Here is a 14,381-nt window from a genome sequence, read left to right as displayed (position 1 = left end):
GTGGCTCACCCCTGCCGGCGTTGGAACGAGGTGATGGCGGGGTTCAGGATCTTTCCGTCCTGGATCTCGATCGCGCGGCGGATGGTGGGGTCGGCGTTCCAGCCCTCGGGCCCGGCGAGCACGGATCGCAGGTACGGAAGCAGCGCCTCGCTGATCTCCCACGTGGCGGAGTTCCACAGGTAGGACGGGCTGTGGTCGACGGCGTAGTACGTGATGTTGGTGCCGACGGTGAATGTCGGACGGTCGAACGAGGTGGGCGTCGCCCAACTGAAGGCCATCCCTTCGTCGCAGGACACATCGATGATCACGCTGCCCGGCTGGAACGCCGCGAGATCGTCCTCGACCAGGAAGGTCAACGGCGCATCGGTGTCCTGCAGGACGCAGTTGACGATGACATCGTGCTCGGCGAGAAACTCCGACAGGGGAGTCCGCCCGCCGTCGATGAGTGCGTAGCACTGCGATCGGCCGCCCGGGCCCGTCGCCTGCTCGTCGAATTGCACGATATCGGCGGAGTGGATCGGCGAGGCCACCGCGGTGACACCGCGGTGGGTCAGGATGTCGACATCCGTGACGCCGTGCGCGCCCAGTGCCGTCACCGCACCCCGCGCGGTCGCGCCGAAACCGATCACCGCGGCACGCAGCCGACGGCCATAGGTGCCCGTGGAGCCGATGAGCTGTAGCGCGTGCAGCACCGAGCAGTAGCCGGCCATCTCGTTGTTCTTGTGAAAGACATGCAAGGTGAACGACCCGTCGGCGCTCCAGTGCTGCATCGACTCGAACGCGATGAGCGTTTGGCGGCGTTCGACGGCGCGCTGAGTCAACGTCGCGTTCTGCACGCAATGCGGCCAGCCCCACAGGACCTGCCCGACCCGAAGTTGGTCCAGATCGTCGGCGTCCGGCTTGATCAACAGGATGACATCGCACTCGGCGATCAACTGGGCGCGTGAGCGCACCCCGGCGACCGACTCCGACAACTCTGCGTCGGAGACGCCGAAATCTGCGCCGTAGCCGTCCTCCAGATAGATCCGGTCGCGTAGGTCGGCGTCGATGCGGCCCAGCTGCGCCGGGTGCAGCGGCAAGCGGTGTTCGTTCTCCTTGCCGGTGCGGGCGATCACGCCGAGCGTGAGATCAGGCATCGATCGTCGTCGTCCGGACCGGCGCTGCCGCGGCGGACATCGTGGACTCGGCGTGCGCGGGGCTCGCGTCCGGTGGGACCACCAGCAAGACGACCCTGTTGCGGTTGAACCCGAGTACCTCGACCGTGTGCGGCGGCTGGATCCGGTACCCGTCGAGTCGGATCCTGCGCGTCCCGACAGGCAGTTTGGCGGGTGCGTGCGCCCATTCGCTGAGTTTGTACAGCACCCGATCGACGGGTCCGATCCGCGTCTCGAGCGCCGCGAGCAGATCGGGGATCTCGGTCGTCAGATCGGCGCTGCGTGGCCACCAGGCCCCGTCGACGTAACCGCTGTGCGGTCCTTCGGGTTTCAGTCGCAGCCGTACACGGTCCGTCGGTGTGGGAGTCGTCATGGTGGCACTTCCGCCCTTGTTGTCCCCGTGCCGCCCGTCGCGGCTTGCTACGTGCAAATGACGCTATGACTTCGGGGAAGCCAGACCATAGGGACGAAAGTCACCGAGTGGTGCGCTGATGGTAGGCGCTAACGGTCACCCAGATACGCATCGGCCCACGCGCCGATGATGCGGCCGGCGCGGTGCGCCTGACCCGGGCCGGTGAGCAGGTGCTCGGAACCCTCCAGGGACACGAAGCTGCGGGGGTGCCGGGCGGTGCGGAAGATATCGCTGGCGTTCTTGATTCCCACCGTGTTGTCGGTCGGGGAATGCAGGATCAGCAGCGGCAGCTTCAGACCTCTGATCTTGTCGTGCAGTTTGGCCACCCGGACATCCTCGACGAAGGCCCGCTTCAGGGTCAGGGTCTTGCCGCCGACCATCCACTGCCCGCTGCCCTCGGCGAACACCTGCTCCAGACAGGCGTCGTACTGGTGCTCGACGTGCGAAGGATCGATCGGGGCGCCGACGGTCACCACGGCGCGCACCCCGGGGCACTGGCGGGCCGCGGCCAGGACCGCCGCACCGCCCCAGGAGTGCCCGGCCAGGATGTCCGCCGGTGTCCCGCGGTCGGCCATGAACCTGCACGCCGCGATGACATCGTTGACCTTGACGGTGAAGGATCCGTCGCCCCAGTCGCCCTCGGAGCCGCCCAGCCCCAGCGCGTCGAAGCGCAACATCCCGATCCCGTCGGACGCCAGTTGCTTGCAGATCCGCGCTGCCGCGGGTGAGTCCTTGCCGAGGGTGAAACCGTGCGAGAACACGCCCCAGCCCCGCGCCGGGCCGTCGGGCAGGTCGATCACCCCGGCCAGCATGGGCCCGGTCGCACTGGGAAAGGTCACCCGTTCAGCCATGGGGGAGGTTTACCATGCCCCCCGACTCGATCCGTAGGGTATGAGGGTGCCAGCGACCACACCTCTGAACACCATCGCACTGGAACTCGTGCCGCCGAACGTGGAACGCGGCCCGCAGTACGCCGTCGACGAGGCCCACAAGGTGCTCGAGCTGGCCGCCGCGACGGGGTTGGCAGGCCGGTTCGGCCACATCATGATCCCCGGCATGATCGACGAGGACGACGACCGTCCCGTCGAGATGAAACCGAAGATGGACGTCCTCGAGTACTGGTCGCTGATCCGGCCGGAACTGCCCGGTATGCGCGGGTTGTGCACCCAGGTGACGTCCTTCCTGGGCCCCGACGCCCTCGGGCAACGCCTCACCGAGCTCAGCGGCGCGGGTTTCGACGGGATCGCCTTCGTCGGCGTGCCGCGCACCATGAAGGACGGCGAAGGGGAGGGTGTCGCACCCACCGACGCGCTGTCGATCTACGCCGACCTGGTGCCCAACCGCGGCGCCATCCTGATCCCCACCCGCGACGGTGAACAGGGCCGGTTCACGTTCAAATGCGGTCAGGGCGCCACCTACGGCATGACGCAGTTGCTGTATTCCGACGCGATCGTGGGCTTCCTGACCGAGTTCGCCGAGCAGACCGATCACCGGCCCGAGATCCTGCTGTCGTTCGGGTTCGTGCCCAAGATGGAGTCCAAGGTCGGGCTGATCACCTGGCTCATCCAGGATCCCGGCAATCCCGCGGTGGCCGCCGAACAGGAGTTCGTGACCAAGCTGGCCGGCCTGGAGCCCGCCGAGAAGCGGACCCTGATGCTCGATCTGTACAAGCGGGTCATCGACGGCGTCGCCGATCTGGGTTTCCCGCTGAGCGTGCACTTCGAGGTCGCCTACGGGGTGTCCACACCGGCGTTCGAGACGTTCGCCGAGATGCTGGCCTACTGGTCGCCGCGCTAGCGGGCCGGCAGGCCTCAGGCCGCGAACGCCGGTGCCAGCTGCACCTGTAGCACCGGATCGGTATCCAGTCGGTGGCGCAATGCGCTCTCGAACTGCCAGATCGACGCGAGGTCGTGGTCGAGGCGGCAGTCCACTGCGGCGGCCGAACCCGACGGCGGCGGGCTGGCGGCGACATGATCGGCCACCCAATCGAGGAGGGCGCGCGGCGCCGCCAGGTAATGGCGCGGTTGGGGCAGGGTGACCACGGCCGCGTACAGCAGGCCGTGCTCGGTGATCACGATGTGGGTGGCGGCCACGTGTACCGGTCCCCGTCCCTCGGCCAAGCCCCATTCGGTGGCGGCCAGCCGGCCCTGGAGGACGTGCAGACGCACATCGTCGGTGAGGAACCTGGCGAACTCGTCGGCACCGATCTGAGGTGACGAACTCAGATCGGCGTCCAGGCAGGCCCGCAACATCTCGCCGAAGTAATCGAACAGCTGATCGCTCATGAGGCGCTCCCGTCGGGTCGATCCCTCGAGCGTGCACCCTATGCTTGTCCTGGTGCAAGAACCGTCCGCCACCGAGCTGCGCGCGCGCCTCGATGACCTGACGTTCCGGGACGCCGCCAGGTTGGGCCGGCGACTGAAGAATCTGCGCGGCGCCCCGGATGAGAAGTTGGTGGCGCAGTTCGCCGCCGCCGAAGGACTCATCGCCACCCGGCGGGCCGCGGTCCCCGAGATCACCTACCCCGACCTACCGGTGAGCGAGCACCGCGGGGAGCTGGCCAGGGCGATCGCCGCGCATCAGGTGGTCGTGGTGGCGGGGGCGACCGGGTCGGGCAAGACGACTCAGCTGCCCAAGATCTGCCTGGAACTCGGCCGCGGTATCCGCGGCACCATCGGGCACACCCAGCCGCGGCGGCTGGCCGCCCGCACCGTCGCCCAGCGCATCGCCGACGAACTGCACGTCCCGCTCGGTGGCGCCGTCGGCTACACGGTGCGCTTCACCGATCAGGCCGACGATTCGACGCTGGTCAAGCTGATGACCGACGGCATTCTGCTCGCCGAGATCCAACGAGACCGGCGCCTGCTGCGGTACGACACGATCATCATCGACGAGGCCCACGAACGTAGCCTCAACATCGACTTCCTGCTCGGCTACCTGCGCGAATTACTACCCCGCCGACCGGATTTGAAGGTCATCGTCACCTCGGCGACGATCGATCCGGGCCGATTCGCCGAGCATTTCGGCACCGTCGGGGCGCCGGCCCCGATCGTCGAGGTGTCGGGGCGCACGTATCCGGTCGAGATCCGGTACCGCCCCTTGGAAGTGCCGGTCGCAGCCGATGCCTCCGACGACCCGGACGATCCCGATCACGAGATCGTGCGCACCGAGCTGCGCGATCCGACCGAGGCCATCGTCGACGCGGTCAACGAACTGGCCGCCGAACCGGCGGGTGACGTGCTGGTGTTCCTGTCCGGGGAGCGCGAGATCCGGGACACCGCAGAGGCACTGCGCGGTGCGGTCGGACCGCATACCGAGGTGCTCCCGCTGTATGCCCGGTTGCCCACCGCCGATCAGCAGAAGGTGTTCACCCCGAGCCGCAGCGGTCGCAGGATCGTGCTGGCCACCAACGTCGCCGAGACGTCGTTGACGGTTCCGGGGATCCGGTACGTCGTCGATCCCGGTACCGCCCGGATCTCCCGATACAGCCGGCGCACCAAGGTTCAGCGACTGCCCATCGAACCGATCTCGCAGGCGTCGGCGGATCAGCGCGCCGGCCGGTCGGGCCGCACCGCGCCGGGTATCTGCATCCGGCTGTACTCGGAAGCGGATTTCGACGGCCGGCCGCGCTACACCGACCCGGAGATCCTGCGGACCAACCTCGCCGCGGTCATCCTGCAGATGTCGGCGCTGGACCTCGGTGACATCGAACAGTTCCCGTTTCTCGACCCGCCCGACGCACGCAGCATCCGCGACGGGGTCGGGCTGCTGCAGGAACTCGGCGCCTTCGACAGCACGGGCGCGCTGACCGACACCGGGCGCCGGCTGGCGCGGCTGCCGCTGGATCCGCGGATCGGCCGGATGATCCTGGCGGCCGACGCGGAGGGCTGTGTGCGCGAGGTGCTGGTGCTGGCCGCCGCGCTGTCCATCCCGGACCCGCGTGAACGACCCGTCGACCGGGAGGAGGCGGCCCGGCAGAAGCATGCCCGGTTCGCCGACGAGCACTCCGACTTCGTGTCGTACCTCAATCTGTGGAACTATCTGCGTGAGCAGCGAAGGGAACGCTCCGGCAGCGCTTTCCGCCGGATGTGCCGCGAGGAGTTCCTGCACTACCTGCGCGTCAGGGAGTGGCAGGACCTGGCCGGTCAGCTGCGCAGTATCGCCCGCGATATCGGTATCCAGGAATCCGACCAAGCCGCCGATCCCGCCGGCGTGCATGCCGCGTTGGCGGCGGGACTGCTCTCCCATATCGGCCTGCGCGAGGAAACCAAGGGCCGGGACTCCCGCGACTACCAGGGTGCGCGGAATTCGAAGTTCGTCCTGGCGCCGGGCTCGGTGCTGACCCGCAAGCCACCCCGCTGGATCGTCGTCGCGGATCTGGTGGAGACCAGCAGGCTGTTCGGCCGGACAGCGGCCCGTATCGATCCCGAGACGCTGGAACGCGTTGGCGCACATCTGGTTGCGCGCACCTACAGTGAACCGCACTGGGACGCCGTCCGTGGCGCGGTGATGGCCTATGAACGGGTCACCCTCTACGGATTGCCGCTGGTGCCGCGACGGCGGGTCGGCTATGGCACCGTCGACCCCGTCGTCGCCCGCGAGCTGTTCATCCGGCACGCGCTGGTCGAAGGCGATTGGCAGACCCGGCACCACTTCTTCCGCGACAATGCCGCGCTGCGCGCCGAGCTGGCGGAGCTGGAGGAACGGTCGCGGCGGCGTGACCTGATGGTCACCGATGACGAGATCTACGCCCTGTACGACGCCAGGGTGCCGGCCACGGCGGTATCGGCGCGGCATTTCGACGGGTGGTGGAAGAAACAGCGACACCTGACCCCGGATCTGCTCACCTTCACCCGCGAGGAACTGCTGCGGGTGGACGACTCCGCCGACCATCCCGACGCCTGGCGCACCGACGATCTGGCGTTGCCCCTGACCTACCGCTTCGAACCGGGTGCGGCCGACGACGGCGTCACGGTCCATGTGCCGGTGCAGGTGCTGGCCCGCCTCGGCGGTGACGGATTCGCCTGGCAGGTACCGGCATTGCGGGAGGAACTGATCACCACGCTGATCAAGTCACTGCCCAAGGACCTGCGCCGCAACTTCGTGCCCGCCCCCGACACCGCCCGCGCGGTGCTGCCCACACTGGATCCCGGATCGGGTTCGGTACTCGACGCGCTGCAACGTGAACTGCGCAGGATCAGCGGAATCCTGGTGCCCATCGACGCCTTCGACCTGACCAAGGTGCCCGCGCATCTGCGGGTCACGTTCGCCGTCGAGGACAACGACGGCAAGGAGGTGGCGCGCGGCAAAGACCTTGGCGCACTTCAGGAAGACCTGGCCGCACCGATTCAGCAGGCGGTGACCGCGGCCGTCGCGGGTGGCCTGGAGCGCACCGGTCTGACCGCGTGGCCCGCCGATCTCGATGAACTGCCCCGCACCGTGGAGCGTGTCACCGGCGGGCACACCGTGCGCGGTTACCCGGCCTTCGTCGACCGCGGAAAGTCGGTGGATGTGCGGGTGTTCGCTTCGGCTGCCGAACAACAGGCCGCGATGGGTCCCGGCATCCGGCGGTTGTTGCGGTGCAGCGTGCCCTCGCCGGTGAAGGCCATCGAGCGGGGCCTGGACACCCGAACCCGATTGGCGCTGGGCGCGAACCCGGACGGCACGCTGGCGGACCTGCTGGACGACTGCACCGATGCGGCGGTGGATGCGCTGGCCCGCACGACGGTATGGACCGTTGCCGATTTCACCGCGTTGCAGGCAAGGGTGGCCGCGGAGCTGGCCCCCATGACCCGGGGCATCGTCACCAGGGCGGAGAAGGTGCTGACGGCGTTCCATGAGGTCCGAGTGGCCTTACCGGACAAACCCGGTCCGGCCCAGGCGGCAGCGGTCGCTGACATCCGGTCACAACTGGACAGACTGCTGCCCAAGGGATTCGTGACGAATGCCGGCGCCGGCCGGCTGGCCGATCTGACGCGATACGTCACCGCCATCGAACGCCGGTTGCAACGGTTGCCGCACGGCCCGGGCGCCGACGCCGAGCGGATGGCCCGCGTGCACGCCGTCGAGGATGCGTACGACGCTCTGGTCCAAGCTATTTCGCCCACCCGCGCCCAAGCCGCCGATATCCGGGAGATCGCCTGGCAGATCGAGGAGCTGCGGGTGAGCCTGTGGGCACAGCAGCTGGGTACACCCCGGCCGGTGAGTGAACAGCGGATCTACAAGGCCATCGACGCGATCGGCTAGCTCGCTAACGTCGCAGATCGGCCAGCGACCTTCGCAGCCCACCGTCGAGCCGGATCTGGATGACGGCGACCCCGGCCATCACCGCCGCCGTGATGAAGTGCACGACCGCATCGGTGATGTTGTGGGGAAAGGTGAACACGTAGGCGACCTGATGGGAGAACAGTGCCCAGACGCCGGGGAGTCCGCCGGCCACCGCGCCGGCCAGCAGATACAACACCGACCAGGACTTGCGCAGGCAGAACACCAGGCCGGGCCCGAACAGGGCGAGACCGGCGAGCGCATGCCACCCGTTGTAGTCCATGCCGAGGATCTGCACGGTCGGCGCTCCCGGGCCGGTGGCGAAACTGGGTTCGGCGATGAATCCGATGATCGCCTGCGTGAGGTGGAACGCCGAGATGACGAGCAGACCCCACTGGGCGAAGCTCCAATTACTGATACGGAACATCTCCTACCCCCTGTAGTAGATCCGTGCTGTGACGGTACGACGGTGGCGACGTGGCGTCAATGGTCGGATTGCCGGCCGCGAGCCGTTAGCGTGCGGTGATGGACCGCCAACGCGTCGTGATCGCCGGGCTCGGCGACACCGGGGTGCTCACCGCCATCCGGCTGGCCCGGCGGTTCGACGTCGTGGGCATCTCGGTGAAACCGGGTTTGGTCAGTGGCCAGGAACTGGGCGTGCGGGTGGCGCGGCCCGACGACTGGGCGCGCGATTACTGGATCGAGTTCGGCCGGTTCCGCGGACTCGACCGGGTGCGTACGGTGCACGGGGTGCTCACGGGGGTGGATCTGACGGCGCGCACCGTGCATGTCGATCGCGCCGGTGACGCCACGGTGGAGCCCTATGACGCGCTGGTCATCGCGACCGGCGTGACCAACGGATTCTGGCGCCGGCCGGTCTGGCAGACCGCCGAAGATGTTGGGCGCGAGCTGTATTCGGTGCGCGACCAGTTGGCCGGTGCGGAGTCGATCGCGGTCATCGGTGGCGGTGCCGCCGCGGTGAGTGCCGCGGCGAATCTCGCGGTGGCGTTGCCGGCTTCCGGTGTCGCGCTGTACTACCCCGGTGAACGTGCGCTGCCCCAGCATCATTGGCGGGTGTGGAAGCGGATCGAGAAGCGGTTGCGGGCGGCCGGGGTGACGTTGCACCCCGGCCATCGCGCGGTGGTCCCGGTGGGATTCGGATGCGACGCCATCACCGGTGACCCGGTGCACTGGTCGACGGGGCAGTCCCCGGTCGCTGCGGACGCGGTGCTCTGGGCGATCGGCAAGGTCCGCCCCAACACGGCGTGGCTACCGGCCGATGTGCTCGACGAACAAGGATTCGTCCGCGTGACACCGCAATTGCAGGTGCCCGGGCATCCGGGGGTGTTCGCGGTCGGCGACGTCGCGGCCACCGATCCGCTCCGGGCGTCGGCGCGCAGCCGAGCCGACGGTCTGGTGGCCCGCAATGTCAAGGCCCATCTCGCCGGTGGCCGGCCGCGGGACTACCGCGCCCCGTCGACCCGCTGGGGTTCGGTCCTCGGGGTGCAGCACGACGGCCTGGAGGTGTTCACCCCGGCCGGGCAGGCGTTCCGCTTCCCCGCGTGGTCGATCGACCGGGTGCTGCAGCCGTGGATCGTCCGGCGTGGCATCTACCGCGGGGTGCGGGAGCGGTAGCGGCGTCACACAAATGTCAGAACCTCGGCGCGCGCGGCGCCGTAGGGTGAATCGGTGTGAGGGGTGCGAACCGTGGCTACGTGGCCGCCGGTCTGGGGGCCGTTTTGGTCGTCGTCGCCTTCGTGGTGCCGCACCTGCATTGGGGAATCGTCACTCCGCTGATCAACAGCACCGCCCAACAGGTCCGCGACTTCGCCCAGACCGCACCGATCTTCGGCTGGTGGAACGTGCATGTCGGCTGGGGCTCGGGGCCGGCGATCGCCATCGCCGTGGCAGCGGTGTTGTGGGGCCCTTCGCTGTCGGCCCGCCTGCCCTGGCGCGCCGTGCCGTGGGCAGCGTGGGCGACCTCCTGCACCTGGGCATTCTCGCTGGCCATGGTCGACGGCTGGCAACGCGGGTTCGCGGGCAGGCTCACCGCGCGGCACGAGTATCTGCGCCAGGTCCCGACCATCACCGACATCCCGGAGGCTGTCCGCACCTTCGCTTCCAGAATTCTTGATTTCCAGCCGAACTCGTGGATCACCCACGTCTCCGGCCATCCGCCGGGTGCCTTGCTCACCTTCGTGTGGCTGGATCGGGTGGGTCTGGGTGGTGGTGCGTGGGCCGCGTTGTGGTGCTTGCTGATCGGTTCCAGCGCCGCCGCGGCGATCGTGGTGACCCTCAAGACCCTGTCCGGTGAAACGGTGGCCCGGGCCGCAGCACCGTTCGTGGCGGTGGCGCCGACCGCCATCTGGATCGCCGTGTCCGCGGACGGCTACTACGCCGGTGTCGCCGCGTGGGGTATCGCCCTGCTCGCGCTGGCCACGCGCACCCGGCGGGCCGTGTACCCGGCCGCAGGCGCAGGTCTGCTGCTGGGATGGGGGATCTTCCTCAACTACGGCTTGGGCCTGATGGGGTTGGTGGCCGCCGCGGTGCTGCTGGCGGCGCCGGATCGGCGCACCGGGGCACGCGTTCTGGTCACCGCGGTGCTGGCCGCGGTCGCGGTGGTGGGAGTGTTTGCGCTCGCCGGATTCTGGTGGTTCGACGGTTACGTGCTGGTGCAACAACGGTATTGGCAGGGTATCGCGTCGAACCGGCCGTTCCAGTACTGGTCGTGGGCGAATCTGGCCGCGGTGGTGTGCGCGGTGGGGCCGGCGACTGTCGCCGGTATCGCTCACACCTTCGACCGGGCGGCGCTGCGGGGCCGCTCCGGTGCGCATCTGGTGGTGCTCGGGGCGCTGCTGGCCATCGTCTGCGCGGATCTGAGCATGCTGAGCAAGGCCGAGACCGAGCGGATCTGGTTGCCTTTCACGGTGTGGCTGACGGCCGCATGCGCTTTTCTGCCCACCGGTTCACGCCGGTGGTGGCTGGCCCTCAACGTCACCGGCGCCCTGCTGATCAATCATCTGATCCTGACGAACTGGTAGCACCCGCGACGACAGCAGATACGCGGGTACACACAGCCACACCACCGCCAGCGCGATCACCAGACCGAGGTGATAGTCCCGGTCCAGGACCGTGGTGTTGTCCGGACGCATACCGGGCTTGTCGTACACCGGGACCGCGAGAGCGACCAGCACGACGGTGCACAGACCCGCCACCGCGACGGGGGACCACCAGCGCGTCGGGAGCAGGCGCCGGCCGGCGAAGCCCACCGCGACGCACAACGGGGCGAAGAGCGCGTCGTGGACGATCACCGCGACCAGCCCCCACACCAGGATGTGGACCAGTACGACCGCGGGGTTGTCCCACAGCAGTACCGCTCCATAGCCGGCGAGCAGGACACCGGCCAGGGCCAGCACGGTGCGCGCCGCGATCACGGCAGGACCTCGATCCGGTCCAGCCATTTCGTCTGCAGCACACCGGGGCGTGACGGGGCGATCAGCCGACAGGGGTAGCCGTGGTCGGCGTGCAGCGTCTCACCGTTGAGCCGCAACGCAATCAGCGTCATCCGGTCCCTCGCGTGACGAGCGGGCAGTACCGTCCGCGAGTACGGGCCGGGCGGTTCCAGAGAGATCATCCTGACATCGTGATCCGGTGAGCCGCCGACCGCGGCGATGAGGTCGGCCAGCACGATTCCGGTCCATGCGGCGTCCGCGCTCCAGCCTTCGACACAGGCGATCGGTAGGCGATGTGTGGTCTGGGGCAAGCCGTTCAGTTCGGCGACCGAGAACGTGCGCACCGTGGTGCCGTTGGCCACCGTCAATCGGTACTCGGGGGCGTAGGCCCGGCGCAGCACACCTGCCGCAATCGCACTGCGGTTCACGGGGATGCCCTGCGGCCCCTGCCCGGAACGCGGGGCCAGCACCGAAAGATGACGCAGCACGGGGACGGCCTGGCCCGCGGTCGCCACGGTGGCGACGCCCACCGCCAGCCAGGTGCCGCGCAGCACGGTTCGGCGGGTGGGGCCCACGGCACCGCCGGCGCGTACGTCGCCGAGCGGCTCGCCCAGTGCGCGCCGGATCACCGGCAGTTTCACCGCCAGATGGACCAGGACCGCGCCCGCGGCCAGGTAGGCCACCGCGTAGTGGGCGGTCGTGAAGAAGAATCCGAACACATACCACTGGGCGATGTTGAGTAGCCCGGTCGACAGTTCGAACAGCATGGCCCCCACCAGCACCAGGATCGACAGTCGCTCCAGTTGCCTGGTGACACCACCGATCAGCGGTCGCTCGAAGAGCTTTGGCCACACCGACCACAGCTTCACCACCACCAGCGGGATCGCGGCGATCCCGGAGGCCACGTGCAGCCCCTGCGTGACGCGGTACAGCCAGACCGGCCGCGTGGGCCACCCGAACCAGGGTTGGGGGTGCTGGATGAGATGACTGATCAGACCGGTGCAGAAGCACACGGCGACGGCCACGCCGAGCGCCATTCCGATACGGGCGGTGACCGCCGTCCCGCGCAATCCAGACGTGCTCATCGCACCGACAAACTGGCCAGCACACGGTCGCCGATCTGATGTTCCGCGGTGATCGACAGGCCCGCGCCGGCGGCGATACCGGCGGCGCTGTCGATCCCCACCGTCGCCCACCGGAACCACGGACCGATCATCTGCGCCGACTCGAGGCGCACCCACCGGTATCTGATTCCGACTGGGGCCGAGTCGAATTCGGTGAGGCAGATACCGCCGTGGCACAACAGTTCGGCGGCCCGGGACAGAATCCGCAGCGGATCACCGCCCAGACCCACGTTGCCGTCGGCCAGCAGCACCGTCTGCCAGCGGCCGGTACCCGGCAAGGGGTCGAACACATCACGGCGCAACGCCGGGGCGCCGCGGCCTCGGGCCAATTCCACCGCGGTGGCTGACTGGTCCACCCCGAGTGCGGGAATCCCGCGCCGGATGAGACCCGCGACCAGCCGGCCGGGACCGCAACCGAGGTCGATCGTCGGGCCGGCGCAGCGGTCCAGGACCGCGCGCACGAACCGCCGATCGGACCGGTGCCCACCCAGCCAGGTGTGTACGGGCAGCTGCTGCACCGTGCCGTCGTTGTATCGGACCCAGCAGCGCTCACCGGCAAGCGCAAGCTCGTAGAGATTCCCCAGCATCATGCTCCCCCCGTTGCAGTGACCGCGCCGAACCTGCTGTCGCGCGGGCATTCCCGGCGCACCACATCGATATCTGCGAGGTTGTCCACGTCCGACAGGGTGGCGAGTAGGCGCACCTCCAGTCCGGTGTCGGCAAGCGCGTGCAGCGTGACAGCCCCGGTGTCCGGGCGCGACATCGGCACCGTACGCAGACACGCTGCCGCGGCCGGATCGTGCAGGCCCAGCGCCCACCAGCCGCCGTCGCGCGCAGGACCCAATACCGCCTGCGCATCCAGCAGTGTCGCGGCGCATTCCTCGATCAACCCGGCGCTCACCTGCGGGGTGTCCATCCCGATCTGCAGCACCGGGTAGCCGGCCACCCCCGCATCGCGGTGGGCGTTGGCCAGCCGGTCGGCGAAGTCCATCCCGCGCTGCGCGATCACCGTGAACGCCGTCAGCTGGGAGCGGATCGCGGGGCCGCAGCGCGCCAGATTCAGATCGCCCGTCAGCGCCACCGTGCGGGCGGCCACGCGTGCGGCGGCCACCGCGTCGAGAGTGTCCTGCAGCGCCGCTGCGGCGATATCGGCGGCCAGGTCGTTGCCGACGGCGGCGGCCAGCCGGGTCTTGGCCTGCCCGGGGACCGGTGCTTTGGCCACCACCAAGACGTTCACCGGAAGTGGCCGGTTCACGAGAGTACTCGCCAAAAATCCAGCGCTGCAACGATGCTGCCGCGCAGCGATCCGCTCACCTTGGACACGCCGCCGGTGCGGGAACGGTAGGCGACATCGCGCTCGGTCACCTGCCAGCCCGCCTGCGCGGCACGCACGAGCAGTTCCAACGGATAGCCCGATCGGCGGTCGGTGACACCCAGATCCAGGAGCGCGTCGCGGCGGGCCACCCGCATCGGGGCGATGTCGTGCACCGGCAGACCGTGGCGGGCTCGCAGCCGCCAGCACACCGCGGCCGTACCCAGCCGCGCGTGCCACGGCCACTGGGTACCCGGCTCCCGCCGGCGCCGACCCACCGCGAGGTCGGCGCCGGCAGCGATATCGGCCACCAATGCGGGCAGCGCCGCCGGGTCCAGCGAACCGTCGCCGTCGAGCACCGCGACAAGCGGAGTGCGCGCCGCGACCACGCCGGCATGCACCGCCGCGCCGTACCCGGGCCGCGGTTCGGCGACGACCTGGGCGCCGTGCTGCGCTGCGACCAGGGCGGTGTCGTCGGTGCTGTTGTTGTCCACGACCAGGCAGTGGTACCCGGCCGGCACCGCGGCGAGCACGCCAGGTAGCGACGCGGCCTCGTTGAGGCACGGCAGCACGACGGTGACTGTCGGTCCGGACATATCCCGACGGTAGGCCCGGCCGACCGGCATGGGGAAGGGCCCAATCATGACGACTTCGTGACATCCA

The 14,381-nt window shown here is 69.1% G+C and carries 14 protein-coding genes; 4 read left to right on the top strand and 10 right to left on the bottom strand.

Annotated elements, in window-relative coordinates; translation table 11 throughout:
- Positions 1–5: 5 nt before the first annotated feature.
- From H7J86_RS13945 to H7J86_RS13935, 3 genes are all read right to left on the bottom strand, one after another.
- A complete protein-coding gene (locus tag H7J86_RS13945) occupies positions 6–1,136 on the bottom strand; it encodes a N(5)-(carboxyethyl)ornithine synthase (RefSeq protein ID WP_267291630.1) in 1,131 nt (376 codons plus the stop codon).
- On the bottom strand, positions 1,129–1,527 hold the full coding sequence (locus H7J86_RS13940; protein ID WP_267291628.1) for a DUF5994 family protein: 399 nt from the start codon (positions 1,525–1,527) through the stop codon (positions 1,129–1,131). The genes H7J86_RS13945 and H7J86_RS13940 overlap by 8 nt, the downstream gene beginning before the upstream one ends.
- A gap of 128 nt (positions 1,528–1,655) precedes the next feature.
- The gene (locus tag H7J86_RS13935; protein ID WP_090359245.1) at positions 1,656–2,417 is read right to left on the bottom strand and encodes an alpha/beta hydrolase family protein; all 762 of its coding nucleotides are present in this window, start codon (positions 2,415–2,417) and stop codon (positions 1,656–1,658) included.
- A 46-nt stretch (positions 2,418–2,463) separates the two neighbouring features.
- Here H7J86_RS13935 and H7J86_RS13930 point away from each other — a divergent pair, with 46 nt between their 5' ends.
- Positions 2,464–3,363: a mycobacterial-type methylenetetrahydrofolate reductase gene (locus H7J86_RS13930; RefSeq protein ID WP_235632916.1), complete on the top strand. Its 900-nt coding sequence runs from the start codon at positions 2,464–2,466 to the stop codon at positions 3,361–3,363.
- A gap of 14 nt (positions 3,364–3,377) precedes the next feature.
- Here the strand turns inward: H7J86_RS13930 and H7J86_RS13925 are convergent, their stop codons facing one another.
- Complete coding sequence (locus H7J86_RS13925) at positions 3,378–3,851, bottom strand: hypothetical protein (protein WP_267291626.1); 474 nt, start codon at positions 3,849–3,851, stop codon at positions 3,378–3,380.
- A 52-nt stretch (positions 3,852–3,903) separates the two neighbouring features.
- On the opposite strand from H7J86_RS13925, the gene hrpA reads away from it, so the two are divergent.
- Positions 3,904–7,812, top strand: a complete 3,909-nt coding sequence (gene hrpA, locus H7J86_RS13920; protein WP_267291624.1) for an ATP-dependent RNA helicase HrpA — start codon at positions 3,904–3,906, stop codon at positions 7,810–7,812.
- 4 nt (positions 7,813–7,816) lie between these two features.
- On the opposite strand, the gene H7J86_RS13915 is transcribed toward hrpA, so the two are convergent.
- Complete coding sequence (locus tag H7J86_RS13915; protein WP_090359238.1) at positions 7,817–8,257, bottom strand: DUF4383 domain-containing protein; 441 nt, start codon at positions 8,255–8,257, stop codon at positions 7,817–7,819.
- Between the two features lie 98 nt (positions 8,258–8,355).
- Between H7J86_RS13915 and H7J86_RS13910 the strand changes: the two genes are divergently transcribed.
- A complete protein-coding gene (locus tag H7J86_RS13910) occupies positions 8,356–9,465 on the top strand; it encodes an FAD-dependent oxidoreductase (protein WP_267291622.1) in 1,110 nt (369 codons plus the stop codon).
- Positions 9,466–9,521: 56 nt separating this feature from the next.
- Positions 9,522–10,871 (top strand): hypothetical protein, encoded by a 1,350-nt coding sequence (locus tag H7J86_RS13905; protein WP_267291620.1) that lies wholly within the window; start codon positions 9,522–9,524, stop codon positions 10,869–10,871.
- Here H7J86_RS13905 and H7J86_RS13900 read toward each other — a convergent pair.
- From H7J86_RS13900 to H7J86_RS13880, 5 genes are read right to left on the bottom strand one after another with little or no spacing between them, the layout of a single operon-like run.
- Entirely contained in the window at positions 10,797–11,264 is a 468-nt protein-coding gene (locus H7J86_RS13900; RefSeq protein WP_267291618.1) for a hypothetical protein, read from the bottom strand. The genes H7J86_RS13905 and H7J86_RS13900 overlap by 75 nt on opposite strands.
- A complete protein-coding gene (locus H7J86_RS13895; RefSeq protein WP_170847305.1) occupies positions 11,261–12,367 on the bottom strand; it encodes a molybdopterin-dependent oxidoreductase in 1,107 nt (368 codons plus the stop codon). Before H7J86_RS13895 ends, H7J86_RS13900 begins: the two co-directional genes overlap by 4 nt.
- Positions 12,364–12,993, bottom strand: coding sequence for a methyltransferase domain-containing protein (locus H7J86_RS13890; protein WP_090359651.1), 630 nt, complete (start codon positions 12,991–12,993; stop codon positions 12,364–12,366). Before H7J86_RS13890 ends, H7J86_RS13895 begins: the two co-directional genes overlap by 4 nt.
- Positions 12,993–13,661 (bottom strand): TIGR04282 family arsenosugar biosynthesis glycosyltransferase, encoded by a 669-nt coding sequence (locus H7J86_RS13885; RefSeq protein WP_267291616.1) that lies wholly within the window; start codon positions 13,659–13,661, stop codon positions 12,993–12,995. The genes H7J86_RS13890 and H7J86_RS13885 overlap by 1 nt, the downstream gene beginning before the upstream one ends.
- A complete protein-coding gene (locus H7J86_RS13880) occupies positions 13,658–14,314 on the bottom strand; it encodes a glycosyltransferase family 2 protein (RefSeq protein ID WP_267291614.1) in 657 nt (218 codons plus the stop codon). Before H7J86_RS13880 ends, H7J86_RS13885 begins: the two co-directional genes overlap by 4 nt.
- Between the last annotated feature and the right edge of the window lie 67 nt (positions 14,315–14,381).

It is taken from the genome of Mycobacterium hackensackense (assembly GCF_025822555.1).
Lineage (GTDB): Bacteria > Actinomycetota > Actinomycetes > Mycobacteriales > Mycobacteriaceae > Mycobacterium > Mycobacterium fluoranthenivorans.
Note: the sequence above shows the minus strand (reverse complement) of the source record. Positions and strands in the feature narration are given on the sequence as shown.

Excerpts from the sequence above, each read along its gene's own strand:
- H7J86_RS13880 (WP_267291614.1), bottom strand. The coding sequence starts at position 14,314 with ATGTCCGGACCGACAGTCACCGTCGTGCTGCCGTGCCTCAACGAGGCC.
- H7J86_RS13895 (WP_170847305.1), bottom strand. The coding sequence starts at position 12,367 with ATGAGCACGTCTGGATTGCGCGGGACGGCGGTCACCGCCCGTATCGGA.
- H7J86_RS13910 (WP_267291622.1), top strand. The coding sequence starts at position 8,356 with ATGGACCGCCAACGCGTCGTGATCGCCGGGCTCGGCGACACCGGGGTG.
- H7J86_RS13890 (WP_090359651.1), bottom strand. The coding sequence starts at position 12,993 with ATGCTGGGGAATCTCTACGAGCTTGCGCTTGCCGGTGAGCGCTGCTGG.
- H7J86_RS13935 (WP_090359245.1), bottom strand. The coding sequence starts at position 2,417 with ATGGCTGAACGGGTGACCTTTCCCAGTGCGACCGGGCCCATGCTGGCC.
- H7J86_RS13940 (WP_267291628.1), bottom strand. The coding sequence starts at position 1,527 with ATGACGACTCCCACACCGACGGACCGTGTACGGCTGCGACTGAAACCC.
- H7J86_RS13945 (WP_267291630.1), bottom strand. The coding sequence starts at position 1,136 with ATGCCTGATCTCACGCTCGGCGTGATCGCCCGCACCGGCAAGGAGAAC.
- H7J86_RS13915 (WP_090359238.1), bottom strand. The coding sequence starts at position 8,257 with ATGTTCCGTATCAGTAATTGGAGCTTCGCCCAGTGGGGTCTGCTCGTC.
- H7J86_RS13925 (WP_267291626.1), bottom strand. The coding sequence starts at position 3,851 with ATGAGCGATCAGCTGTTCGATTACTTCGGCGAGATGTTGCGGGCCTGC.